At 63.4% G+C, this 24691-nt stretch carries 25 protein-coding genes and 1 pseudogene; 15 read left to right on the forward strand and 11 right to left on the reverse strand.

What is annotated here, in order from left to right; genetic code table 11:
• From YY7_RS61970 to YY7_RS0123130, 3 genes and pseudogenes are all read left to right on the forward strand, one after another.
• Positions 1-259, forward strand: a pseudogene (locus YY7_RS61970) (IS4 family transposase); the annotation flags it as partial.
• Positions 260-329: 70 nt separating this feature from the next.
• Positions 330-734 carry a DUF4440 domain-containing protein gene (locus YY7_RS0123125; RefSeq protein WP_028165319.1) on the forward strand — a complete coding sequence of 135 codons (405 nt, stop codon included), beginning with the start codon at positions 330-332 and terminating at the stop codon, positions 732-734.
• 70 nt (positions 735-804) lie between these two features.
• A complete protein-coding gene (locus YY7_RS0123130; protein ID WP_155255287.1) occupies positions 805-984 on the forward strand; it encodes a hypothetical protein in 180 nt (59 codons plus the stop codon).
• On the opposite strand, the gene YY7_RS58345 is transcribed toward YY7_RS0123130, so the two are convergent.
• Positions 981-1565, reverse strand: coding sequence for a hypothetical protein (locus tag YY7_RS58345; RefSeq protein WP_028165321.1), 585 nt, complete (start codon positions 1563-1565; stop codon positions 981-983). The genes YY7_RS0123130 and YY7_RS58345 overlap by 4 nt on opposite strands.
• Positions 1544-1885 carry a hypothetical protein gene (locus YY7_RS63330; RefSeq protein ID WP_028165322.1) on the reverse strand — a complete coding sequence of 114 codons (342 nt, stop codon included), beginning with the start codon at positions 1883-1885 and terminating at the stop codon, positions 1544-1546. Before YY7_RS63330 ends, YY7_RS58345 begins: the two co-directional genes overlap by 22 nt.
• On the opposite strand from YY7_RS63330, the gene YY7_RS63335 reads away from it, so the two are divergent.
• Positions 1799-2071, forward strand: coding sequence for a LysR substrate-binding domain-containing protein (locus YY7_RS63335; protein ID WP_245287365.1), 273 nt, complete (start codon positions 1799-1801; stop codon positions 2069-2071). The two genes, YY7_RS63330 and YY7_RS63335, sit on opposite strands and share 87 nt — an antisense overlap.
• Before the next feature lie 308 nt (positions 2072-2379).
• Here YY7_RS63335 and YY7_RS0123155 read toward each other — a convergent pair whose 3' ends face one another.
• The gene (locus YY7_RS0123155) at positions 2380-3363 is read right to left on the reverse strand and encodes a GlxA family transcriptional regulator (RefSeq protein WP_245287361.1); all 984 of its coding nucleotides are present in this window, start codon (positions 3361-3363) and stop codon (positions 2380-2382) included.
• A 59-nt stretch (positions 3364-3422) separates the two neighbouring features.
• On the opposite strand from YY7_RS0123155, the gene YY7_RS0123160 reads away from it, so the two are divergent.
• From YY7_RS0123160 to YY7_RS0123210, 11 genes are all read left to right on the forward strand, one after another.
• Entirely contained in the window at positions 3423-4673 is a 1251-nt protein-coding gene (locus YY7_RS0123160; RefSeq protein ID WP_028165325.1) for a sarcosine oxidase subunit beta family protein, read from the forward strand.
• Between the two features lie 26 nt (positions 4674-4699).
• Positions 4700-4954 (forward strand): sarcosine oxidase subunit delta, encoded by a 255-nt coding sequence (locus tag YY7_RS0123165; protein ID WP_028165326.1) that lies wholly within the window; start codon positions 4700-4702, stop codon positions 4952-4954.
• A 2-nt stretch (positions 4955-4956) separates the two neighbouring features.
• Positions 4957-7947: a sarcosine oxidase subunit alpha family protein gene (locus YY7_RS0123170; RefSeq protein ID WP_028165327.1), complete on the forward strand. Its 2991-nt coding sequence runs from the start codon at positions 4957-4959 to the stop codon at positions 7945-7947.
• Complete coding sequence (locus YY7_RS0123175; protein WP_245287362.1) at positions 7940-8554, forward strand: sarcosine oxidase subunit gamma; 615 nt, start codon at positions 7940-7942, stop codon at positions 8552-8554. Before YY7_RS0123170 ends, YY7_RS0123175 begins: the two co-directional genes overlap by 8 nt.
• A gap of 350 nt (positions 8555-8904) precedes the next feature.
• Complete coding sequence (locus YY7_RS0123180; protein WP_051396857.1) at positions 8905-9567, forward strand: helix-turn-helix domain-containing protein; 663 nt, start codon at positions 8905-8907, stop codon at positions 9565-9567.
• 105 nt (positions 9568-9672) lie between these two features.
• Positions 9673-10569 (forward strand): class II glutamine amidotransferase, encoded by an 897-nt coding sequence (locus YY7_RS0123185; protein WP_028165330.1) that lies wholly within the window; start codon positions 9673-9675, stop codon positions 10567-10569.
• On the forward strand, positions 10569-11255 hold the full coding sequence (locus tag YY7_RS0123190; RefSeq protein WP_028165331.1) for a protein glxC: 687 nt from the start codon (positions 10569-10571) through the stop codon (positions 11253-11255). Before YY7_RS0123185 ends, YY7_RS0123190 begins: the two co-directional genes overlap by 1 nt.
• A gap of 9 nt (positions 11256-11264) precedes the next feature.
• The gene (locus YY7_RS0123195; protein WP_028165332.1) at positions 11265-12590 is read left to right on the forward strand and encodes an FMN-binding glutamate synthase family protein; all 1326 of its coding nucleotides are present in this window, start codon (positions 11265-11267) and stop codon (positions 12588-12590) included.
• Between the two features lie 25 nt (positions 12591-12615).
• Positions 12616-13914, forward strand: coding sequence for a type III glutamate--ammonia ligase (glnT, locus tag YY7_RS0123200; RefSeq protein WP_028165333.1), 1299 nt, complete (start codon positions 12616-12618; stop codon positions 13912-13914).
• A gap of 254 nt (positions 13915-14168) precedes the next feature.
• Complete coding sequence (locus tag YY7_RS0123205) at positions 14169-14969, forward strand: CbbQ/NirQ/NorQ/GpvN family protein (protein ID WP_028165334.1); 801 nt, start codon at positions 14169-14171, stop codon at positions 14967-14969.
• Entirely contained in the window at positions 14966-17290 is a 2325-nt protein-coding gene (locus YY7_RS0123210) for a nitric oxide reductase activation protein NorD (RefSeq protein ID WP_245287363.1), read from the forward strand. Before YY7_RS0123205 ends, YY7_RS0123210 begins: the two co-directional genes overlap by 4 nt.
• 2 nt (positions 17291-17292) lie before the next feature.
• Here the strand turns inward: YY7_RS0123210 and YY7_RS0123215 are convergent, their stop codons facing one another.
• The 8 genes from YY7_RS0123215 to YY7_RS0123250 all read right to left on the reverse strand — a co-directional run bounded on the left by YY7_RS0123215 (position 17293) and on the right by YY7_RS0123250 (position 24623).
• Entirely contained in the window at positions 17293-18141 is an 849-nt protein-coding gene (locus YY7_RS0123215; RefSeq protein WP_028165336.1) for an urease accessory protein UreD, read from the reverse strand.
• Positions 18107-18763: an urease accessory protein UreG gene (ureG, locus tag YY7_RS0123220; RefSeq protein WP_051396858.1), complete on the reverse strand. Its 657-nt coding sequence runs from the start codon at positions 18761-18763 to the stop codon at positions 18107-18109. The genes YY7_RS0123215 and ureG overlap by 35 nt, the downstream gene beginning before the upstream one ends.
• A 4-nt stretch (positions 18764-18767) precedes the next feature.
• Positions 18768-20477: an urease subunit alpha gene (gene ureC, locus YY7_RS0123225; protein WP_028165338.1), complete on the reverse strand. Its 1710-nt coding sequence runs from the start codon at positions 20475-20477 to the stop codon at positions 18768-18770.
• A gap of 3 nt (positions 20478-20480) precedes the next feature.
• Positions 20481-21176 carry an urease subunit gamma gene (locus YY7_RS0123230; RefSeq protein WP_028165339.1) on the reverse strand — a complete coding sequence of 232 codons (696 nt, stop codon included), beginning with the start codon at positions 21174-21176 and terminating at the stop codon, positions 20481-20483.
• 12 nt (positions 21177-21188) lie between these two features.
• On the reverse strand, positions 21189-21860 hold the full coding sequence (locus YY7_RS0123235; protein ID WP_028165340.1) for an urease accessory protein UreF: 672 nt from the start codon (positions 21858-21860) through the stop codon (positions 21189-21191).
• 3 nt (positions 21861-21863) lie between these two features.
• A complete protein-coding gene (ureE, locus tag YY7_RS0123240) occupies positions 21864-22394 on the reverse strand; it encodes an urease accessory protein UreE (protein ID WP_028165341.1) in 531 nt (176 codons plus the stop codon).
• A gap of 94 nt (positions 22395-22488) precedes the next feature.
• A complete protein-coding gene (locus tag YY7_RS0123245; RefSeq protein ID WP_028165342.1) occupies positions 22489-23508 on the reverse strand; it encodes an alpha/beta fold hydrolase in 1020 nt (339 codons plus the stop codon).
• Positions 23509-23585: 77 nt separating this feature from the next.
• Positions 23586-24623 (reverse strand): aliphatic amidase, encoded by a 1038-nt coding sequence (locus YY7_RS0123250; RefSeq protein WP_028165343.1) that lies wholly within the window; start codon positions 24621-24623, stop codon positions 23586-23588.
• Between the last annotated feature and the right edge of the window lie 68 nt (positions 24624-24691).

Genomic DNA, 24691 nt, shown 5'->3' on the forward strand with positions numbered 1-24691 from the left:
CGATATTCGCAAGTTCCTCGGCACCAACGACAATGCTATCCGCCTGCAGGTGCTCGCTGCGATGATTGCCTACCTGTTGTTGCGCATCGCCGCGCGCGCCAACTGCGTCAAGATGCTCCCTCTCAGGCTGGCCGAACTGATCCGCCAGTTTCTGTTCACCCGTCGATCCCTGGCCGCGATCAACGAGCCGCCACCTATCAATCCCAGTAAGCCCAAATCGCGAACTTCCCCGAACCAATTGGCATTTTGCTATGGCTGATTTTCCCCGGACAGCCCTGCATAACACCGGGGAGAGAGAATCATCACACGTTCACCGAGCCGGAGGTAACATGACCGCTTCCACCACATTCGCCGATAATGCTGCCCGCGAGATCGATGCGCTGCACCGCCTGCTACAGGCGTGGTTTCGTGCCGAGGGCAGCGATGATCCGGCAGCGATCCTTACCCGCTTCGATGAAGGCTTCAACATGGTGAACCCGGCGGGCAAGCTGGTCACCTACCAGCAGTTTGCCGACGGCCTCCCGGGCATGCGGGGCAGCCGGCCGACGCTGATCATGGAGATCGGCGAGGCGATGGTGCGCCATGTCAGCGACAAGGCTGCGCTCGTTACTTATCGCGAACGGCAGATTCAGGACACCGGCACCAACGATCGGGTCTCCACTGCGTTGCTGCTCAACCGCTCCGATCGGCCGACCCCAGTGTGGCGCCATCTGCAGGAGACCTGGATCGGCTGAGACATCCTCCGGAAAGACGGGCGTCGGCTTTCCGATCATGCCTGATGCAGCGATACGGAGCATGCGGACCATGACAACGAAAGCTGAGATGTGGAAGCTCTACGAGTTTCATGGCCATCGTGTGCAGGTCGTTCAGCAATGGCGCGACCCGTACGGCGTGTGGTTCGTGCGCATCGAAGGCATCGATGACGAGACCATGGCCGACGGCATGCGCGAGGTGGATTTCCTGAACGTTGCGCGCCCGCTTTAGGCCCATTCGGCCTTGGGCTGCTCCTCTTCACCATGCGCGCGAAAGAGTTCGAGCAGTCGCCTGCGCATGATCATGCCCGGCCGGTCCGACGGCATGTGCATTTCGATCTTCCGGCTCATGTCCACAATGGCGTCGGGATCTGGCGATTCCAGCATTGTCAATCGGCGTTCAAATGTTGAACGCCGATTGACACCGTGCGCCTCGTGGAGGCTAATGATTTCGTTCAGCCTGTCAGCATTGGTGTAGCGAACAACCGGCAGGCCACTGCAGGTCACGCGACCGCCGAAGCGGATGAACTCCAGATGCTGCAGCACTTCGCCGGGAAACAGATTGCGCATCTCGACCACCGTCTCCATCGGCCGGTCATGCGGATAGAGGCATTGCAGATAGGTCACCGTGCGGTCGGTCTTCAGCACCTGCAGCGTCGTGTGGTTCCAAGTGTATTCATAGAGCGGGACCTGACCAGGACCGTCGTCGGTCGGCGTCTCCAGCGTGATGGTTCCGCGACCGGCCGATAGCGACTTGAAGGTCTCGAGCGACGGTTCGGCGATCATCGCGATTAGGATGCTCTTGTCGGCCACGTCAGGCAGACCCTGAAGGAACTGACGCGCGCGCAAACCAAGATCGAGGAGCTCAAGGGGCTGCGGCGCGGCGAGATCACCATGGCGATGATGAGCGGGCTTGCCTCAAACCTGTTGCCGGGAACGGTAAAGGCGTTCCGGATCGCCAATCCAAGGGTCAAGCCAATCTGACGCTGTTCAACACGGGCGAGGAGATTCAGTTCGCTGTCGCCAACGGCCAAGCCGATCTCGGCATCGGGTTTGACTTTACCAAGGACGGCAATCTGAAGGTTCTGGCCCGTGCCAGTGCCAAACTCGGCGCTGTCATGGCGCCGGACCATCCGCTTGCCAAGCGAACCAATGTCCGACTGAGCGACTGTATCGACTATCCGCTTGTCGTTGCCGACGACACGAGCGCCATCAGGCCTTACCTGAACACCGCGCTTACGCGCGTCTCACTCGATCTGCGGCCGATCATCGAGACCCAACGCCATCGAGATCATGAGGCACTCCGCGATCGTCGATAACGGGATCACCTTCCTTACTCCATTTGATATCGAGTTCGAGCGGCGCGCGGGATGCCTAGTCTACGTACCGGTCCGCGAACGGTCGCATGAATCCCAGACCTTGATGCTGATCGGTCACGAACGAGGTACCAGCGCGATCGCAAGCGTCTTGGCGGAAATGCTCAAGACGATGATGCGCGAAGCGAGCGGATAGGACCAGGACTTCGCGCGCTCCAGCATCAGCGCTAGCACGCGCTCAGGAAAGCCGTTGAGCAGCGGATGCGCGAGTGGCGCGCCAGAGTTAAAGACAACAGCGAACTGACATCTAGTTAGTCGACCATTCGTTCCTGGCGCGGCGTCAGTCCAAACTGCTGCCGGTAAGTTCGTGAAAAATGCATAGGAGTCGAAAAACCCGTTGCAAGCGCAATCTCACTGACCGCCATGGTGGTCTGACTGAGCAACAGCTTGGCGCGCTCGAGCCGGAGCTGCAGGTAGCGCTGCTTGATCGTGGTGTGGAGATGTTGCGAGAATAGACGCTCAAGCTGGCGCACCGAGATATCTGCGAGTCCTGCCAGCCGTCTTGGTGCGAGCGGCGCCTCGATATTCTGCTCCATGCGCGACAATGTGGCGACCAGCTTCGGGTGATGCACGCCAAACCGCTCCGTCGGCGAAAGGCGCTGTGCAACCTCGCCGCGGCGAACCTCTGTCTGCAGGAACCAGTCGCTGACGGCTGCGGCGACCGACGGCCCGTGATCGATGCGGATCAGCGCATGCATCATATCGAGTGCGGCAATTCCACCGGCGCAGGTGAAGCGGTCGCGATCAATCTCGAACAGCGAGTGACTGAGGTGAAGAAAGGGAAACGTCTCGGCAAAGGCTGGAATATGTTCCCAGTGGACCGTGCATCTGTATCCGTCGAGCAGGCCCGCTTTGGCTAGAAGATAAGGTCCGGCCGACACGCCACCCAGCCTCACGCTATGGCGCGCGACCTTTCGCAGAAAGGCAAGTGTCGGTGGGTGATTGAAGGTTTGCGGATTGCCTCCGGCGCAAACCACGATCGTATCGAGCCGGCCGACGTCCGCGATGGAGGCGTCTGCTTCGATGCGCACCCCATTCGAGGCTACGATCTCGCTGCCCTGGATCGCGATGTGGCGCCATCGATAAAGATTTCTGCCGGTGAGGACGTTGGCGGCGCGCAGTGGCTCAATGGCGGACGCATACGACATCAGCGCAAATCCGGGAATCAGCAGGAAGCCGACCCGGGTGCTCCGGCCGTTGTCGCAAACAGGCATTTCTAGGTCGCTTTTGGCCATGTCGAGACTTGAATATCAGGGCATTCTGCCACCCACAAGCTCACCACAGCGACCCACGCATGCGCTATTCGCTTCTTGCCCTCGCCCGCCAGGCCTTTCGCGGCAATCGCCACTGGCAGCCGGTATGGCGCGATACCGAACCTCGCCCGAGCTACGACGTTGTCATTGTCGGTGGCGGCGGGCACGGGCTCGCCACGGCCTATTATCTTGCGAAGCAGCACGGTGTGCGCAACGTCGCGGTTGTCGAGAAAGGCTGGATCGGATCCGGCAACGCCGGACGCAACACCACGATCATCCGCTCCAACTATCTCCTGCCCGGCAACGAGCCCTTCTACGAACGGTCGATGAAGCTGTGGGAGGGCCTGGAGCAGGATCTGAACTATAACGCTATGGTGAGCCAGCGCGGCGTATTGAATGTCTATCATTCGGATGCGCAGCGCGACGCCTTTGCCAGGCGCGGCAACGCCATGCGTCTGGCTGGCGCCGACGCGGAGATGCTCGATGCGGAAGCCGTGCGCCGCATGCTGCCATTCCTCGATTTCGACAACGCTCGCTTTCCAATCAAGGGCGGACTGCTGCAGCGGCGCGGCGGCACCGCGCGTCACGATGCGGTGGTGTGGGGATATGCCCGCGGCGCGAGTGATCGTGGCGTCGACATCATCCAGAACTGCGAGGTCACCCGCTTCCTGCGCGACGGCAGTCGGATCGTCGGGCTCAACACAACCAAAGGCACCATCCGCTGCGGCAAGGTCGGACTTGCCGTCGCCGGCAGCAGCTCCCGGGTGGCAAAGCTGCTCGGCCTGAAGCTGCCGATCGAAAGTCACCTGCTGCAAGCCTTCGTCTCCGAAGCCATCAAGCCGTTGATCCCATGCGTCGTCACTTTTGGCGCGGGGCACTTCTATGTCAGCCAGTCGGACAAGGGCGGCCTTGTCTTCGGCGGCGACATCGACGGCTACAACTCCTATGCCCAGCGCGGCAATCTTCCTGTTGTCGAAGACGTCTGCGAAGGCGGCATGGCCTTGATGCCCGCGATCGGGCGGCTGCGGCTGCTGCGCTCCTGGGCCGGCCTGGTCGACATGTCGATGGACGGCTCGCCGATCATCGACCGGACGCCATTCAACGGCCTCTATCTCAATGCCGGCTGGTGTTACGGCGGCTTCAAGGCGACGCCGGCATCGGGCTGGTGCTTCGCGCATCTCTTGGCGCAAGACCAGCCTGATCCCGTCGCCAGCGCCTTTCGCCTTGATCGTTTCGAAACCGGGCACCTGATCGATGAAAAGGGTCAGGGCGCTCAACCCAACCTGCACTGAACCTTAGAGTCGGTCGGTCAAGAGACATGCGAATCCCATGCCCTTATTGCGGTGAGCGCGACTTGAGCGAGTTCGTCTATTACGGCGATCCCGTTCAGCGCCCCGATCCGGTCGCGGCCGACGCTCCGCGCAGATTCTACGAGGCGGTGTATCTGCGCGACAACCCGGCCGGCCCGCACGAGGAACTCTGGTATCACGCCAATGGATGTCGCGGCTGGCTGCGCGTTAGCCGTGACACCCGCACGCACGATGTGCTCGGCGCGAGCTTCGCGGGGAAATGATCATGGCCAATCCATCCCGCATCGCACCGAACAGGTTAAGCTCAGGCGGGCTGATCGACCGCGAGCGGCGGCTGCATTTCTCGTTCGACGGCAGGACGTATGGCGGCTATGCCGGCGATACGCTGGCTTCGGCACTGCTCGGCCACGGCGTCAAGCTGCTTGGCCGCTCCTTCAAATATCACCGGCCGCGCGGCGTCCTCACCGCGGGCTCGGAGGAACCCAATGCGCTCGTCGAACTGCGGAAGGAAGCACGCCGCGAGCCCAATACGCGGGCGACGACGGTCGAACTGTTCGACGGGCTGGAAGCGCAAAGCCAGAATCGCTGGCCGTCCCTGAAGTTCGATGCCGGCGCGATCAACTCGCTCTTTTCACCGCTGTTCGCCGCGGGCTTCTACTACAAGACCTTCATGTGGCCGGCCTCGTTCTGGGAAAAGGTCTACGAGCCTGCGATCCGCCGCGCTGCCGGCCTCGGGCGCGGCAGCAGCGAAGCCGATCCTGACAGCTACGAGAAGATACATGCCTTCTGCGATCTTCTCGTTATTGGTGGTGGCCCCGCGGGCCTTGGCGCAGCGCTCAGCGCCGGACGATCCGGCGCCCGCGTGATCCTGTGCGACGAGGACTACGTCCTGGGCGGGCGGCTCAACAGCGATGCGCGGGAGATCAACGAGCAGCCGTGCTCGATCTGGGCGCAGCACACAACGGCCGAACTCGAGGCGATGACGAATGTGCGGGTGCTGCGGCGAACCACCGTATTCGGCGTCTACGACGGCGCCACCTTCGGCGCCGTCGAGCGAGTGGCGGATCATCTTCCTTCACCGCCGCCGCACCAGCCGCGCCAGCGGCTGTGGAAGATCGTCGCCAGACGAAGCCTGCTGGCATCAGGCGCGATCGAACGGCACATCGTTTTCGGCGGCAACGACCGACCTGGCGTGATGACGGCATCGGCCGCGCGAACCTATCTGAATCGGTTCGCCGTGATCCCGGGCAGCCGGGCTGCCGTCTTCACCAACTCAGATGACGCCTGGACGACGGCACTCGACCTCGGAAAGGCCGGCGTTCAGGTCGAGGCGATCGTCGACACGCGGACGGAGATCGACCCGCGCCTGGAGAACAAAGCCAAGCTTGGGGGAATTGCGATCTTTCGTGGCGCGCAGGTGCTCGATACGCACGGAACGCATGAACTGAGAGCCATTTCCGTTCGCAGCGCAGACGGGCAGACTCGCAAGGTTGCGGTCGATGTGCTCGCGGTGTCCGGCGGCTGGAATCCCAATCTCGGCCTGACCACGCATCTCGGCGGACGGCCGGACTGGTCGGATGCGCTGGCGGCCTTCGTCCCGGGCGAGGTGCCTCCCCGAATGACGGTGGCAGGCGCGGCGGGCGGCAGATTCACGCTGGCGGACGCGTTGCGCGAGGGCATGGCAGCGGGAACCGCGGCGGCCGAAGCGGCAGGATTTGCGGCTCGGCCGGAGCCCCTCCCCAGAGTCGATGACGACCATGTCGGCGTCAAGCCGTTCTGGCACGTCACCGCTTCGCGTTCGAAGGCCTTCGTCGATTTCCAAAACGATGTGACCAGCGAGGATGTCGCACTCGCCGCGCGCGAGGGATTCAAGTCGGTCGAGCTGCTGAAGCGATACACAACGCTCGGCATGGCGACCGACCAGGGCAAGACGTCGAACGTCAATGGCCATGCGATGATAGCGCAATTGACCGGACGGCCGATGCCGGAGGTCGGAACCACCGTGTTTCGCCCACCACACACGCCAGTGGCGATCGGCGCGTTCGCCGGCCATCATCGTGGCAAGCACTTCAGGCCGGGCCGCCTCACCGCCGGACACCGCTGGGCCGAGCAGCAGGGCGCAAGCTTTGTCGAGACCGGCCAATGGCTGCGCGCGCAGTGGTTCGCAAGGCCCGGCGAAGCCGACTGGTTGACCACCGTTTCGCGCGAAGTGAGGGAAACTCGCGCCAGGGTAGGGGTGTGCGATGTCTCGACCCTCGGCAAGATCGATATCCAGGGCACCGACGCCGGTATCTTCCTCGACCGGATCTACGCCAACATGTTCTCGACCGTGCCGGTGGGCAAGGTCCGCTACGGCCTGATGCTACGCGAAGACGGCATCGCAATGGACGACGGGACCTCCGCCCGGTTTGCGGACGACCATTTCGTGATGTCCACAACCACGGCCAATGCAGGCAAGATCATGCACCACCTGGAGCACGCCCGACAGGTGCTTTGGCCCGAGTTCGACGTACAACTCGTCTCCGTAACCGAGCAGTGGGCGCAGTATTCGATTGCCGGACCTTGCGCACGGGCGCTGCTGGAGCGCCTGCTGGGCGACGCATGCGACGTCTCCGACGTGGCCCTGCCCTATCTCGGCTGCGCCGAATTCATCTGGCGCGGCGTGCCGACGCGCATATTCCGCGTCTCCTTCTCGGGCGAGCTTGGCTATGAACTCGCGGTGCCCGCCAATTTTGGCGACGCCGCGATCCGGGCGATCATGGAGGCCGGCGCTGAATTCGGCGTCATCCCCTACGGCACTGAAGCGCTCAGCGTGATGCGCATCGAGAAAGGACACGTCGCCGGCAACGAACTCAACGGCATGACGACGGCGGCCGATCTCGGCCTTGGTCGCATGATGTCGAAAAAGAAGGATTTCATCGGCCGCGTGCTGGCGGAGCGCCCAGGGCTCGTTGACCCGGGGCGGCCGGCGCTGGTCGGAATCCAACCCGTCGACCGGGCCGCACGGCTTCGCGCCGGCGCGCATGTTCTGGCGCCCGGAGCCGAGGCCACGATGGAGAATGACGAAGGCTATGTTACGTCGGTCGCGTTCTCGCCAATGCTCGGGCACTGGATCGGTCTCGGCTTCGTCAAGCGCGGGCCTGCGCGGATCGGTGAACGCGTACGAGCCTATGATCCGGTTCGCGGCGGCGACACCGAGGTTGAGCTCGTCCCTCCCATCTTCTTTGATCCCGAAGGGAAGCGTCTCCATGGCTGATACGGCATTGTCCGGGCTATCCGCCTTGCCGCATATCGGTATGCAGACGCAGCCCGGCGGCGGCGTGACGATCACCGAGCGCTATGGTCTTGGCATCGCCACCATGCAGGCGCGCCAAGGCCAGGACGTATCCCTGCGGGAGCGCATCCGGCAGCACTTCCTGCTCGAACTGCCTGGTCGTCCCGCCATCGTGCGCACCGGCTCCGTATCCTTCACCGGCATCGGTCCACATCATTGGCTGGCTGTGAGCGCAGGAGGTGGCCACCTGTTCAGCAGTTCGCTCCGCGCGCTTGTCACACCGCTCGCCTCGGTGTCAGATCAAAGCGGTGGCTATGTCGTGTTCCGCGTCGGCGGCCGCGCCATCCGGGACACGCTCGCCAAGGGATTCCCCATCGATCTGGATCCACGCGCGTTCAAGCCCGGCGACGCGGCGACCACGATCGTCTCGCATATCGGCGCCACCATCTGGCGGTGCGACGACGGCGCGGACGGCAGCGCCTGTTTCGAGATCGCCCTGTTCCGCAGCCTGTCCCAAAGTTTCTGGGAGTGGTTTGTGAGCAGCGCAGCCGAATTCGGCTACCAGTGGCAAGGGACCACTCAGCAATAGCCTCCGCTTCAAAACTTCATACTTCCGCTCAGCTCAGTTCGCCATGCCAACCGACAGCCATATCCTGACATTCTCCTGTCCGAAGCGCCCCGGCAGGCATATCGATGGCCGCGTCATTCTCAACGGCGTCCGGACTGTGGTCTTCAGGGATTGAACGATGACGGCGACACCGCTGGCCTAGGGGGCGACACGTCGGCGGAGTCGCGATCGATCACGCGTTGGAGGTTCAGAATCTCGGCGAGAAGCGGAGCCGCGGAGCGAAGGCAGGCCGCGGTTACGGAAGAAATTCGTTATCGCCTGCGCCAGCCATCGTGTTACGACTTGCGCGCACAGAACGGGATAACACGCAGATGAAGAGAAAGACCGCGGCAAAGCCGAACGAGCCGGTCATCGAGACTTCCGACTATCGCACGGGCTCGAATGCGCCGGTCGAGAGCAGCCGGAGTCTTGAGCGTGCGCTCGGCGCCAAGATCAGGGACACGCGACGCGAGCAGGACCTCTCGGTTATCGATCTGGCAAGTGCCGCGAACATCTCGGCCGGCATGCTTTCGAAAATCGAGAATGGCCAGATTTCGCCGTCACTTTCCACCCTACAGTCGATCGCGAACGCGCTTACTGTGCCGCTTAGTTTGCTATTCGCCGCATCCGAAGAGCGACGCGACTGCTCCTTCGTACGCGCCAAGCAAGGCGTGGTCATCGAACGTCGTGGCACCAAGGTGGGGCATGTGTACCAACTGCTCGGACATGTGAGCGGCGAGGACGTCGTCGTCGAGCCGTACCTCATCACGCTCAAGGAGGAAGCCGAGGCGTATACCGGATTCCAGCACGCCGGCACGGAGTTCATCTACATGCTCACCGGCGAGGTGATCTACCGTCACGGCAACAAGAGTTACCGGTTGCGCCCGGGTGATTCCATGCTGTTCGATTCCGGCGCGCTGCATGGGCCCGAAGTGCTGGTAAAGCAGCCGATGACTTACCTATCGATCATCGTGTACCCGCGGCGTCCCGCCTAATTCCGGCTCACCGGCGCCCAATTTCTTATCAGGAAAAATTTATTCCTGAAGATTGACGACGCATTTGAAGCTGATACATTTGCGCTCAAAGTCAGGGAGCAGCGCATGTGCGGCATCGTCGGATTGTTTCTCAAGAACGAACAGCTTCAACCCGAGCTGGGTGAGCACCTGTCGCGCATGCTCGCGACCATGTCGGCCCGCGGGCCGGACAGTGCCGGCATCGCGATCTACGGCGCGGGGACCGACGACTTGATTAAGCTGACGCTGCGCGCCGCCGACACGGACATGGACCGCGACCTTGCGAGGAGGCTTGGCGCAGCGCTGAAGACGCCGGTCGATCTGGTGCGGCGCTCCAACCACATCGTGGTGACGATACCCCGGGTGCTGCAGTCGCAGGCGCTGGCTTGGCTGCGCGAGCATCATCCCGAGATACATCTTGTCAGCGCCGGCTCGCGGATGGAGATCTACAAGGAGGTCGGCCTGCCCGAGCGCGTCGCCGACCAGTTCGCGTTGCCCGCAATGCAGGGCACCCACGGCATCGGCCACACGCGCATGGCGACTGAATCGGCGGTGACCACTGACGGCGCTCATCCCTTCTCGACAGGCGCCGACCAGTGCCTCGTCCACAATGGTTCGCTCTCCAACCACAACGCGGTCCGGCGAGGCCTTAAGCGCGAAGGATTCGTCTTCGAGACTGAGAACGATTCCGAGGTCGCAGCGGGCTATCTGACGTGGCGGATGCGCGAGGGCGACAGCCTCAAACAGGCATTGACGTCCAGCCTTGTCGCCCTCGACGGCTTCTTCACCTTCGTCGCCGGTACTCGTGACGGCTTCGCCGTGCTCCGTGATCCGATCGCCTGCAAACCGGCCATCCTCGCGGAGTCCGACGACTATGTCGCATTCGGCTCCGAGTTTCGCGCCCTTGCGGTCTTGCCGGGCATCGAGAACGCCCGTGTCTTCGAGCCGGAGCCGGCGACCGTCTACGCCTGGGAACGTCGGTGATGCCCATGATCGACCTGGATCGGCAAACAGTCCGAGAACTGAACGCGGCGCTGCACCGTCTGGCACCGGACACCAATGAGACTCTATGGGAGGTCACGAACTCCGACGGCAAGCATGCGATCGGCGCCGGCGTCGATGCGCCCATTGAAATCCATATCAAGGGGCATGTCGGCTACTACTGCGCGGGTATGAACAAGCAGGCGTCCATCTGTATCCACGGCAACGCCGGGACGGGTGTCGCCGAGAACATGATGTCCGGCGTCGTTCATGTGATGGGCGATGCGAGCCAATCCGCCGGAGCCACCGGCCACGGTGGACTGCTGATCGTCGATGGGGATGCAGCCGCACGCTGCGGAATCTCGATGAAGGGCATCGACATCATCGTCAAGGGTTCGATCGGGGCCATGAGCGCCTTCATGGCCCAGGCTGGCAATCTTGTCGTCCTCGGAGATGCCGGAGAGGCCCTCGGCGATTCCATCTACGAAGCGACCATCTTCGTGCGGGGAAAAGTAAGGAGTCTCGGCGCCGATTGCATCGAGAAGCCAATGGCGAAGGAGGACAGGGCCCGCCTCGCCGAACTGCTCCGCCGGGCCGGCGTTGAGGACGGCGACCTCGACGAGTTTCGCATGTATGGGTCGGCACGACGCCTCTACAACTTCCACATCGACAACATTGCATCCTACTGACGGCATACGATGGCAGCCTCAAGATCGACCGAACCGCGCTTCTCAGCAACCTTCGACCGCTACACGATCTCTGAGATTCAGCGCGCCGCGGCCACCGGCATTTATGACATCCGCGGCGGCGGCGCCAAGCGAAGGGTACCGCATTTCGACGACCTCTTGTTTCTCGGCGCCTCCGTATCGCGCTATCCGTTGGAGGGCTATCGCGAAAAGTGCGGCACGGACGTCGTACTCGGCTCACGCTTTGCAAAGAAGCCAATCCACCTCAAGACGCCCGTTACCATTGCGGGCATGAGCTTCGGTGCGCTGTCGAGCACGGCGAAGGAAGCGCTTGGCCGCGGCGCCAGCGTGGTCGGAACCAGCACAACGACTGGCGACGGCGGCATGACCAACGAGGAGCGCACCCATTCATCCACGCTTGTCTACCAATATCTCCCATCCCGCTACGGAATGAACCCGGATGATCTGCGTCGCGCCGATGCCATCGAGATCGTAGTGGGCCAGGGCGCTAAGCCCGGCGGCGGTGGCATGCTGCTGGGACAGAAGATATCCAAGCGCGTGGCCGAGATGCGCACACTGCCGGAAGGCATCGATCAGCGTTCCGCCTCGCGTCACCCGGACTGGACCGGCCCCGACGACCTCGAGATCAAGATCGAAGAGCTCCGCGAGATCACAGATTGGGAGAAGCCGATCTACGTGAAGGTCGGCGCAAGCCGCCCCTATTATGATACGGCGCTGGCCGTGAAGGCCGGTGCAGACGTCGTGGTGATCGACGGCATGCAGGGCGGAACGGCCGCCACGCAGGAGGTCTTCATCGAGAACGTCGGCATTCCGACGCTGGCGGCGGTGCGTCCTGCAGTCGAAGCGCTCCAGGAGCTCGGCATGCACCGCAAGGTGCAGTTGATCATCTCCGGCGGCATTCGCAACGGCGCGGACGTTGCCAAGGCGCTTGCGCTCGGGGCCGACGCGGTTGCGATCGGCACGGCGGCACTGATCGCGCTGGGCGACAACAACCCGGCGCTGGAAAGCGAATACAACAAGCTCGGCACGACGGCCGGCGCCTATGACGACTGGCATGAAGGATTGGATCCCGCGGGGATCACCACGCAGGACCCGGAATTGGCAAAGCGCCTCGACCCGGTGGCAGGGGGGCGCCGGCTTGCCAACTTCCTGTCCGTTCTGACGCTGGAAGCTCAAACGATTGCCCGCGCGTGCGGCAAGAGCCACGTCCACAATCTCGAACCTGAAGACCTCGTCGCACTCACCGTCGAAGCGGCCGCGATCGCCCGCGTTCCGCTCGTCGGCACCAATTGGATTCCTGGCCGGGACCGATACTGACACTTACCGCTCATGAAGAGGCACCATGTCGATCGATCTTGCTGAAGTCGCCAAGGAACGGAAGATCAAGTACTTCCTGATTTCCTACACCGATCTGCTTGGCACCCAGCGTGCCAAGCTTGTTCCGGCCGAAGCAATACGAGTGATGGCGAGAAACGGCGCCGGTTTCGCCGGTTTCGCCACGTGGCTCGACATGACGCCAGCCGATCCGGACATCCTCGCCATTCCCGATCCGGACAGCCTGATTCAGCTCCCCTGGAAGCCGGAGGTCGGCTGGCTGGCCGCCGATCCCTGGATGGCCGGCAAACCGGTCGAGCAGGCTCCGCGCAACGTCCTGAAGAGACTGATTGCCACGGCGGCTGACCGCGGCTTTCAGCTCAAGAGCGGCGTCGAATGTGAGTTCTTCCTGATCTCGCCTGACGGAGAAAACATCGGCGACATCTCAGATCGGCAGACCAAGCCCTGCTACGATCAGTCGGCGCTGATGCGGCGCTACGAAGTGATCAGCGAAATATGCGACGGCATGCTTCAACTGGGCTGGAATCCCTACCAGAACGATCATGAGGACGCGAACGGCCAGTTCGAGATGAACTGGGACTACAGCGATGCACTGGTTACCGCCGACCGCCACGCCTTCTTCAAATACATGGTGAAATCGATTGCCGAGAAGCACCAGCTTCGCGCGACTTTCATGCCGAAGCCGTTCTCCGGCCTTACGGGCAACGGCTGTCACGTCCATGTCTCGCTGTGGAAGGACAACAGGAACCTGTTTGAAGACGAAAAAGGCGAGCTTGGCATTTCCTCGATCGGATACGCCTTTATCGGCGGCATCATTCATTCCGCCGATGCGCTAGCGGCCATTCTCAATCCGACGGTGAACTCCTACAAACGGATCAACGCGCCGCGCACGCTATCGGGAGCGACCTGGAGCCCGAACACGGTCACCTTCTCGGGCAACAACCGGACGCATATGATCCGGATACCCGAAGCCGGACGTTTCGAACTCCGCCTCGCCGACGGTGCCGCCAATCCCTATGCCATGCAGGCCGCCATTTTGGCCGCAGGGCTCGACGGCATCCAGAGCAACCGCAATCCCGGCAAGCGCCTCGACATCAACATGTACACCGACGGCCATCTGGTGCAGGACGTAAAGAAGCTCCCGCTCAATCTTCTTGATGCCCTGCGGGCGCTGGAGGGCTCCAAGCTATTGAGCGAGAGCCTCGGCGAATACGTGCCGGCCTATCTGAAGCTCAAGCACGAGGAGTGGAACGACTTTTCGCGACACCTCACGCGATGGGAGCGGGAAACGACCTTGGATTGCTGATCGACGCGCAGGTTCTGGTCATGAGGATGAAGGTCCAGGCTGCAAGCGATCCGCTTCCTGACCGGCCGATACGTCTAAATCCGCTTGTCTTGTCCGGCCTTTCAGGCTGTAATTAAATCGAGGTGATATTCGCCTGTTCGCACGCTTCGATGCTGCAGCGTGTTCCGGGGCAACGACTGCCAATCCCATTCACGAAGGGACGGTGGCGCTCGGCCTTGCGGCATCACTCCTTCGTCACGCGCGGAGGATGTTTCATGAATCTCGACGTCTACCGGATCGCCGACGAGCCTTACTACCAGCCGCTCGGTCATGAGATCGCGACCTTTCAGGCGGCCTATGCCGAGCGCCTGCCGGTGATGCTGAAGGGGCCAACCGGTTGCGGCAAGACCCGCTTCGTCGAGCACATGGCTTGGCGGCTCGGCAAGCCACTGATCACGGTCGCGGCGCATGAGGACATGACCGCCGCCGACCTGGCCGGACGCTACCTGCTCGAGCCGCAGGGAACCGTTTGGCACGACGGGCCGCTAACGCTCGCGGTGCGCCACGGCGCGATCTGCTATCTCGATGAGATCGTCGAGGCGCGGCAGGACACCACTGTCGTGATCCATCCGCTGACCGATGCGCGCCGCATCCTGCCGCTGGAGAAGCACAACGAGATCGTGCCCGCCCATGGCGACTTCCAGCTCACGATCTCCTACAATCCGGGCTACCAGAGTGCAGTCAAGGACCTAAAGGAATCGACCAAGCAGCGCTTCGTCGCGATCGATTTCTTCTATCCGCCGCCGGCCACCGAGGCTGCCATCATCGTCCGCGAGAGCGGCACCGATGACAAGCTTGCCGGCATCCTGGTCGCGATAGCACAGCGCTCGCGCAATCTGCAGGGCCACGGCCTCGACGAAGGCGCCTCGACTCGCATGCTGATCCACGCCGGGCGGATGGTGCACGCAGGCTTGCCGCTGGACGTTGCCGTGCAATCCTCCATCGTGCTGCCGATCACAGACAATCCCGACATCCGCGCAGCGCTCAGTGACGCGATCCAGGCCTGTTTGCCGTGAACGCAGCCAAACAGGCAACGCTGCATCTGGTGCCTCCTGACGAGGAGGACAGCGCGACGCGCCGGATCCATCGTTTGATGCTCCAGCGCGAGACGCTGCGGCCGATGTTCCTGGTCGCCTGGGACGATCTCTCGCATCGTTTCGATGTGAACGAACTTGAAGCCTGGGCCGGCGCCGTGCTGACGCTCGCGCATGTCAATGCCGGCCCGGCCTGCCTGATCGCCTATTGGGAGACAAGCAAGAGCGGCGGCGCTGCGGACAGGCAGGAGATCGCACCACTCTTGGTGGCAGGCCAGATGGCCGCTGACATCTGCCGAAACGCCGGCGCGCGGGCTGCGACCGCTGCGCTGCAGGCGCTGCCGGTTGCCACGCGTGTGTTCGGCAGCGGTCCGGCCCTCGCAAGGTGGTGGCGGACGATGGAGCTGCTGGCGCGGCAGGCGCCGGAATCGGTTGCGCCGGCCGCTGACAACATCGCCGCAATTCTCGGCCCCGGCACGATCGACGCCTTCGAGAATTTCGTCGCGACCGGATTGAAATTCGCTTCCGGCAACAGGGTAAGACGGCTGGCGTTCTTCCGCCTCGAGAACGATCTCGCACGCCGCATGATCGCGCGCGATCTCGGCAGCGTGACGTTCCTCGAAACCGAGATCGAACTGAAGGCCTTCGTCACCGCGCTCTGGGGCAAGCCGCCTTTGCTGCGCAGCTTTGCCGCCGACAACAGCCAGGCGCCGCAGCGGCGCACCTCGATTGCCGGGCCGCTGATCCGCCTGCCCGAAACCTTTCGCGGCGTACAGGGCGATGCTGCGCGGGCGCTGTTCCGGGCCGCGGCGGCGCATGCACAGGCGCATCTCGTGCTGGGCAACGGGCTGTTTCCGGTCGGCACGCTGAAGCCGCTGCAGATAGCGCTCGTCAACCTGATCGAGGACGCCCGTATCGAGACGCTGGCGCTGCGACAGCTACCGGGTCTGCGGCGGCTGTGGGCGCCCTACCATGTGGCCACGCCGTCCGGCGTCGTCGCGGCTCCGACCTTGATGGCGCGGCTGGCGCGCGCACTGTTCGATCCCGCCTATGTCGATGACGACAGCTTTGTCGCCAAGGGCCGCGCGATGTTTCAAGCGGCCCTGCCTCGCATCGACGATCCCGCCATCAGCCGCGAGATCGGCGTGCTGCTGGGCAACGACCTCGGCCAGATGCGAGTGCAGTTCAACGTCAAGACTTACGTCGTGGAGCCCGTCTATCGCGATGATGGATTGGGGCTATGGGACTTTGGCGAGAACGCTCCTCCTTCGGGCGAGGTGATGGAGCTGCCGGTCGATGCGGTGCGGATGGAGCGGCAGGAAGCGTCTGATGGCAACAGCAGCGAGCCGGACGAGCAAGGTGAAGCGCTTGGACGTGGCCAGCCGGTAGCACCGGACGAGCGTGGCACTGTCATCGCGAAATATCCGGAATGGGACCGCGCGGATGGCATCGAGCGCCCCGAATGGACCATTGTGCGCGAGGTGGCCGCGCGCGCCGGCGATCCGCGCCTGATCGAGGCGGCGCTCGACCATGCCGACGCGCTGCGTAGCCGGATCGGACGATTGGTGCGTGGCGTGCGGATCGGCCGGACCATCCGTCTCAACCGGCAGCATGATGGTCACGACATCGACATCGATGCCGCGCTCGATGCCGGCATTGCGCTGCGGACCGGGCAGGAGCCGGATCCGCGCGTGTTCCGATCGTCGACATCGATGCATCGCGATCTCGCGGCGCTGCTCTTGATCGATGTCTCCGAGTCGACCCGCGACCGGCTCGCCACCGGCGCGACCATTCTCGAAGTCGAGCGCTTGGCGGTCGCGGTTCTGGCGGAAGCGATGGGAAGGCTCGGCGATCCCTTCGGTCTTCTGGCATTCGCGTCAGACGGACGCGAAGATGTCAGGATGACCATGATAAAGTCCTTCGAGGAGCCGTACGACCGGAGCTGCATCGCGCGGCTCGCCGGGCTGAGATCGGGGTTGTCGACGCGGCTTGGCGCCGCGCTACGCCATGCGGGGAAGGTGATCGCAAAGGCCAACTCCGGCCGCAAGCTCTTGATCGTGCTGACCGACGGCGAGCCGTCCGACATCGACGTATCCGATCCGCTCGATCTGGTCGAGGATGCGAGGCGTGCTGCGCGTGGCCTGAAAAACGCCGGCACCGATGCTTACGGCGTGGTGCTCGGCAAGACCGGCATCCAGGCGGCATCACGGATCTTCGGCCGCGGCAACACCATGATGGTGCACCGGATCGAGGATTTGCCGGGGCGACTGTCTGAACTCTACTTCCGTCTGGCACGCCGCTGAGCTTACTTGCGACGACGTGCGAGATCGGAACCAAGCGCCGCGCATCCGGCGACATGAAATGCCGCTTCGAGCCCGCGCGCGAGCGTGCCGCCGTCAGGCGCCAATATCCGCATCACGAGCCCGGCCTGGTTCGGCGCGGGCGACGCACCCGATAGACAGCCGCAGCTATCGACGATTTTGCTGAACGATCCGAGATCTGGCACTTTTTCCGGCGGGGCGACCAGAACGACGGTCGCGACGGCCGCCATATCACCGAGCGCGCCGTCGCGCATCTCGTCACCGCGGATCGATCCACGATCGAACAGCAGGACATTGCCGTCGGGACGCAGGATGCGCTGCCGGCTCGAAAACGATGCGAACGGCCGTCCCGCCTGACGCGGGTCGTGCATGGCGAATCCGTCGGCCAGGAACAGCACCGCACCCTCAGCCACAGTCGCCATCGTGTCGAGACAAAGATCGGCACCGGGAAACAGCACATAGGGATCGCTCGCGATCGCGCAAAACGCACCCTGACCGACCGTGATGGATTGCTGCTGCAGCGCGCCGGCCTGGCATCCGTGGTGCACGACCGTGGAAGCCTGCGTCGTCAGGTGAAATGCGGCATTCGCGGCGATGGCCACATCGAGCTTGAGACGGTCGCAGGCATACAGGCCGCCGGCGGCCGACTGCAAATAAAGCGTCAGCAAGTCGGCTCGCGTGACGTCGAGATAAAAGCCGCGGGTGACGTGAAATGGGTAGCCGACATGCTGGCGCCGCAGCACGGTTCGGCCGCCGGCAACGTCCGCGGCGAGATGCGCTTCGGCGCGCCGGCCGGAGTCAAACGCGGAACAGGACAGCGGCAGAGATCGCATCGGCAACCGCCTCGATGCCGGCACCGGAGCGCGCGTTGGTCGCAAGCACCGGCCGGCCTCCCCTCACGCTGACAGCCTCGGCAAGCATCGGCTCGAGCGCAACGCCGACATGCGGCGCGAGATCGATCTTGTTGACGACAAGGAGGTCGCAGCGGAGCAGGCCCGGCCCCTTCTTGCGCGGAATGTCGTCGCCGCCCGCGACGTCGATCACGAACATCCACCAGTCGACCAGGTCGAGCGAGAAGGTCGAGGCGAGATTGTCGCCACCGGATTCGAACAGGATCAGCTCAAGCCCGGGAAACCGCGCTTCGAGATCGTCGCCGGCGGCGATGTTGAGCGTCGGGTCCTCGCGGATCACCGTATGCGGGCAGGCGCCGGCCTCGACCGCCGAGACGCGCGCCGGATCGATCAGCCCGGAACGGCGCAACCGCTCGGCATCCTCCTTGGTTACGAGATCGTTGGTCACTACAGCGAAATCGATACCGCGACGCTGCAGGACCGGAATCAACGCCTCGATCAACGCGGTCTTGCCGCAGCCGACGGGACCGCCGATCCCGACACGTGCCGCGGCGGGACTGGCATGGGTCGCCGCGCGCTCAATGGGATGCAGCTTGTCGAGCATTGCATCACCTCAGCATATAGCGCCGCGCCAGCGGCAGTTCGCGCGCCGGCTCGCAGGTTGCAAGCGCGCCATCGACAAAGACGTCGAACGTTTCAGGATCCACGCTGATCTTCGGGCAACGGTCGTTCCAGAGCATGTCGCGCTTTGAGAGTTTTCGCGTGCCCTTTACCGGCAGCAGCGTCTTCGACAGGCCGAGAGCGCCGGCGAGATCGCGCTCCAGCGCCAATGGATGCACGAAGCAGGCCGAGAGCGCCGCGGGCGCGCGGCCGAACGCGCCCCATTGCGGGCGCATGAGCATCGGCTCGCAGGTCATCAGCGAGGCCGCGCTGTCGCCCATCGCGCCCCAGGCGATGAAGCCGCCCTTGATGACCAGCTCCGGCTTGATGCCGAAGAACGCCGGCCGCCAGACCACGATGTCTGCAAGCTTTCCGTCTTCCAGCGAGCCGACATGGTCGGCAATGCCAAAGGTCCGCGCGGCGTTGATGGTGTACTTCGCCACATAACGGCGGATGCGCGCATTGTCGCCAAAACCTTCGCGATCTTCCGGCAGCGCGCCGCGCTGATCCTTCATCTTCGAGGCGAGCTGCCAGGTGCGGCAGATCACCTCGTGGATGCGGCCCATGCCCTGGCTGTCGGAGCCGAGCATCGAGATCGCGCCGATGTCGTGCAGCACGTCCTCGGCCGCAATAGTCTGCGCACGAATGCGACTTTCCGCGAACGCCACATCCTCCGGGATCGCCGGATTGAGGTGGTGGCAGACCATGGTCATGTCGAGATGTTCGTCGAAGGTGTTGACCGTGAACGGATTGGTGGGGTTGGTCGACGACGGCAGGCAGTGCATCTCGCCGGCGACGCGGATGATATCGGGCGCGTGGCCGCCGCCTGCGCCTTCGGTGTGGTACATGTGAATGGTGCGGCCGCCGATCGCCTCCAGCGTGTTCTCGACAAAGCCGGATTCGTTCAGCGTATCGGTATGGATCTGGACCTGGAAATCGTAGTCGTCGGCGACGCGAAGGCAGGTGTCGATCGCGGCCGGCATCGAGCCCCAGTCCTCGTGCAGCTTCAATCCCATCACGCCGGTCTCGAGCTGCTCGACCATCGGCGGCGCGCGATGGGAGTTGCCGCGGCCGAGGAAGCCGAAATTCATCGGCCAGGCTTCGGCGGCCTGCAGCATCTTGCCGGTATTGAAGGGGCCGCCGGAATCGATGCCGACCGTGATCGGCCCGAGCGAGCCGCCGATCATGGTGGTAATGCCGCTGGCGAGCGCATGCTCGACAAGGCCGGCGCTGTCGAAATGAACGTGGACGTCGATCGCGCCGGGCGTTGCGATCAGGCCCTCGCAATCGCGCACGGTGGTGCCGGTCGAGACGATCAGCTGCGGATCGACGCCGTCCATGATCGCGGGGTTGCCTGCCTTGCCGATGCCGACGATGCGGCCATTCCTGATGCCAAGATCGCCCTTGACGATGCCGAGCACGGGATCGATTACCACGACATTGCAGAGCAGGAAATCGAGCGCGCCTTCGGCCGAGGTGATGCCGGCCATGCCGATGCCGTCGCGCAAGGTCTTGCCGCCGCCGTGCAGGCATTCATCGCCATAGACGGCATAATCCTTCTCGACCACGGCGAAGAGCGAAGTGTCGCCGAGGCGAACGGAATCGCCGGTTGTCGGCCCATAAAGCGCTGCGTAGTCGCGCCGGTCGATCATCGCCACAGGTTATGCTCCCCTGAAATCGCGCGCGCGTGCTCGCGTCAGCGCGGCGCTGCGCACGGCCGGATCGCTGCCGACACCGTCGGTGAGATTGTTGAGCCCGGTCAGTTCGCGCCGCCCGCCGAACTCGACCAGCGACACCTCCTTGGAGGCGCCGGGTTCGAAACGCACCGCCGTGCCGGCGGGAATGTCGAGCCGCATATTGAAGGCCGCGGCGCGGTCGAATTCGAGCGCCTTGTTGACCTCGAAGAAATGGAAATGCGACCCGATCTGGATCGGACGGTCGCCGGTGTTGACCGCAGTCAACTTCATCTTGCGCCGCCCGGGATTGAGTTCGAGCTGACCGTCACGCGCGGTGATGGCGCCGGGATGCTCGGTGTCGGCGGCAGCGCCCGGCGGCGGGCGGATCGGCTCATGCACGGTGACGAGCTTGGTGCCATCCGGAAAGACGCATTCGACCTGGATGATATGCATCATCGCGGCAATGCCGGGCAGCACGTCCTCGGTGGAAAGGATCGTGGAGCCGTGGCCAATGAGATCGGCCACCGAGCGGCCGTCACGCGCGCCTTCCAAGATCTCGTCCGTGATGATCGCGACCGCTTCGGGATAGTTCAGCTTCAATCCCCTATTACGGCGGCGGCGCGCCAGTTCGGCAGCGTTGAAGATGGTCAACCGTTCCAGCTCCGTAGGCGTCAGCAGCATGCCTTCTCACTTTCAATTGGCAAACAGCCGCAGATCGGCCTGCGCGTGGCGCGCCGCGGCGATGTCGAGGAAGGGCGCAAAGCTTTCGAACTCAGCATCGGGCAATGTCTCGTTCATCGTGAGCTGCTCGATCAGCGGCAGGCAATCGGCGAGCACCTCCTGCCCTTGCAGCGCGCCGACCGCCCCTAACCGGATCGCAGCGGTGATCAGGCCCGAAGCGACGGTGTAGCCCGAGGTCAATTGCGCCAGGTATTCGTCGAGCCCCACCGAGCACCAGACCGCGCCCTGCATCACCGCGATATGGCCCAGGCATTCGCCGGACCGCACTGCGTCGCGCAGGATCGCCGCTAGATCGTTGCCGATCCGCGCATGTGAGGCCAGAAACGACGCGCCATTGCGGCGCGAACCCGCGCGCAGGCTCTCGACCAGCGTCGAGGCTTCCACCTCGCGATCGACAGCAGCGATGACGGCGAGATCGCCGTTGCAGCGGAAAGCGCGCAGCAACGCGACCCGGTCATAGCTGGCCCAGCGATGTTTCAACGCCGCCGACACCAACCGCTTCAACTCGCGCGCGTCTAGGCCATCGCGCAGCGCGATGAGGCCCTCGATCCCATAGGAGAAGGCGAAGGAGCCGCTGGGAAACGCCCCGTCTGCCTGCCATAGCGCGCGCAAGGTCGACAGCATCGCTTAGTGGCTCTGGTCGTGCTGGTGGACGTGATGTCCATCATGATCGTCCTCGGCCGCCGCGTGATCTGGCACGTCCTCTTCCTCGTCGAGCACGCTGATGCCGACGCGGCGCGAGGCGACCATGTCCTCCAGCCTTGCGATGTAATCCTCGGGCCGTCCCTCCAGCGCCACGAACAGAACTTCGCCGCCGAAGCGGACACGCCAGTGCAGGTTTCCGACGTGATAGCCCAGTTCGATCGCATCCGCGATCGAGCGCGGTTCGAGCTTCAGCCAGCGTTCGGTCGCCGCGCGCACGACGATCGCGCTGTCGCTCTCCAGCACGAGTACTGCGCCGTCGAACAGTTTCTGGTGACGCGGCAGCGCGATCGCCAGTTCGACGCCGCCACGGGTGGTGATTAGCAACCGCCGCCGCGCCAGGTCGGCAACAGGCACGTTTACAATATCGACCGCGCCGCGGTGCTCGAGCCGATGCAGCTCCTCGGACAATTCCGGCTCCAGCCGGCTACCGAGCACACGTTCGATGCGCAGCATCGCAGTCTCCTTCCCACATCTTCACCTCTCCCGCTTGCGGGAGAGGGGTGCAGCCTCGGATAGAGTTTGACCTGATGTCATCATGCTCCGGCCGTCATTTGGCGAGCAGTTCCTTCAGCTTGACGTCGATGAAGTCGACGTCGACCGGGTTGGTGCCGGGGCCGCCGGCGAAATGACCCCAGATCGAGGGCACCGGAACGAATTCGGCGTTCGGCATATGCTCGACTTCGAACCTGCTGTCTTCGGGTGGAAAATAGAGGTCGGTCTGACCGGGCATGACGTAGGCCCGGGCCTTGATCGCGCCGAGCGCCGCCTTGAAATCGCCCTTATAGATCTCGTTGTCGCTGATATCGCCGTTCTGCCAGGTCCAAAGCATGGTCAGGAGATTGTTCGGGTCCTTGGGCAGGAAGAAACCTTCCCAGAACGCGACCAGGAAGTCCTCCAGCGAGGAGTAGCCCAACGTATCGAGATCAAGCTTCTCGCGATAGAACGCCTGCGAGAATCCCCAGCCGGCATAGACGCGCGCGGCGGCGCGCAAGCCGCGGGCCGGCTTCTCGGTGTACCAGCCTTCTTTCCAGGCCGCATCCGCCGTCAGCGCCGCCTTCACGCCTTCGAGGAAGACGAAATTATGCCGCGAGCACTTGGCCGAACCGCAGAATGGCGCGATCAGGTCCATCATGTCCGGATAGAGCGCGCCCCAGTGGAAGGTCTGCAGCGCGCCCATCGACCAGCCGGTCACAAGGCGAATGTGTGTGATGCCGAATTTCTCGGTCACCAGGCGGTGCTGGACGCGCACATTGTCGTAGGCCGTCACTTGGGGAAAGCGCGGGCCGTTATACGGCTCGGGCGTGTTGCTCGGCGAAGACGACAGCCCGTTGCCGAGCATGTTCGGGATGATGATGAAGTATTTGTTCGGGTCGAGCGCGCGGCCCTCCCCGATCAGCCATTCATTGTCGTAGTGCTGGCCGGAATACCAGGTCGGATAGACGACGACGTTATCCTTCGCCGCGTTCAGCGTGCCGAAGGTCTTGTAGGCCAGCTTGCAGCCACGCAGGGTGGCGCCGCGTTGCAGCCTGACGTCGCCAAGGTCGTAGATTTCGTAATCGAGAGTCATGACGGCGCATCCTCTCTTGCTTCATGGTTTCGCGTGGGCCGGCCGACTGTCCGGCCGGCGCCGCATTATACGCATGTTCAGCGATGCGCGACCTTCTTGGCCGGGATCCCCTCGATCGGGCATTCCTCGGTTCCGACAGTCGAGCGGGTAAAAGATTCGACCATCTCGCGCGTTCCTTCTGGGTCGGCGATCCACTTCGAATAAAAGTCGTAGGGGCATGTCGCGACGCCGCGATCGCCATCGCCGGAATTGATCATGCCGGTATAGCCACGGTGGACCAGCTTGAAGAGGTGGTTCTGCGACTGGCCGTTCTTGCGCGCGTCGCGGATCAGCGACTTCGAGAGCTGGGCGTATTGCACGCCGTAATCCTCCTCGCCACATTCGCCGAGCGTGCGGCCGTCGAAGCCGATGATCGCTGAATGGCCGAAATATGAGTAGACGCCGTCGAAGCCGGCGGCATTGGCGACCGCGACATAGACATTGTTGGCCCAGGCCATCGCCTTGGCCATGATGACCTGCTGGTCCTTGGCCGGATACATGTAGCCTTGGCAGCGCACGATCAGCTCGGCGCCCTTCATGGCGCAATCGCGCCAGATTTCGGGATAGTTTCCGTCGTCGCAGATGATCAGCGAGACCTTCATGCCCTTCGGCCCTTCGGAGACGTAGGTGCAGTTGCCGGGATACCAGCCTTCGATCGGCACCCAGGGCATGATCTTGCGATATTTCTGTACGATCTCGCCCTTGTCGTTCATCAGGATCAGCGTGTTGTAGGGCGCCTTCTTCGGATGCTCCTCGTGCCGCTCGCCGGTGAGCGAGAACACGCCCCAGACCTTCGCCTTGCGGCAGGCTTCGGCAAAGATCTCTGTCTCCTCGCCCGGCACGACAGACGCCGTCTCGTACATCTCCTTGGAGTCGTACATGATGCCGTGAGTGGAATATTCCGGGAAGATCACCAGATCCATGCCAGGCAGACCGGTCTTCATGCCGACGATCATGTCGGCGATCTTGCGAGCGTTGGCGAGCACCTCCGCCTTGGTGTGAAGCCGCGGCATCTTGTAGTTCACGACGGCGACGCCCACCGTGTCGTTGCTGGAAGTAATATCACCGTGCAACATATAGCTCTCCTTGCGGTTTTCTGGTCACTGGTTCTGGTCCTCACGCACCGTTGCCTGCCACCGCGACG

Source organism: Bradyrhizobium elkanii WSM2783 (genome assembly GCF_000472865.1).
GTDB classification, from domain to species: Bacteria; Pseudomonadota; Alphaproteobacteria; order Rhizobiales; family Xanthobacteraceae; genus Bradyrhizobium; species Bradyrhizobium elkanii_A.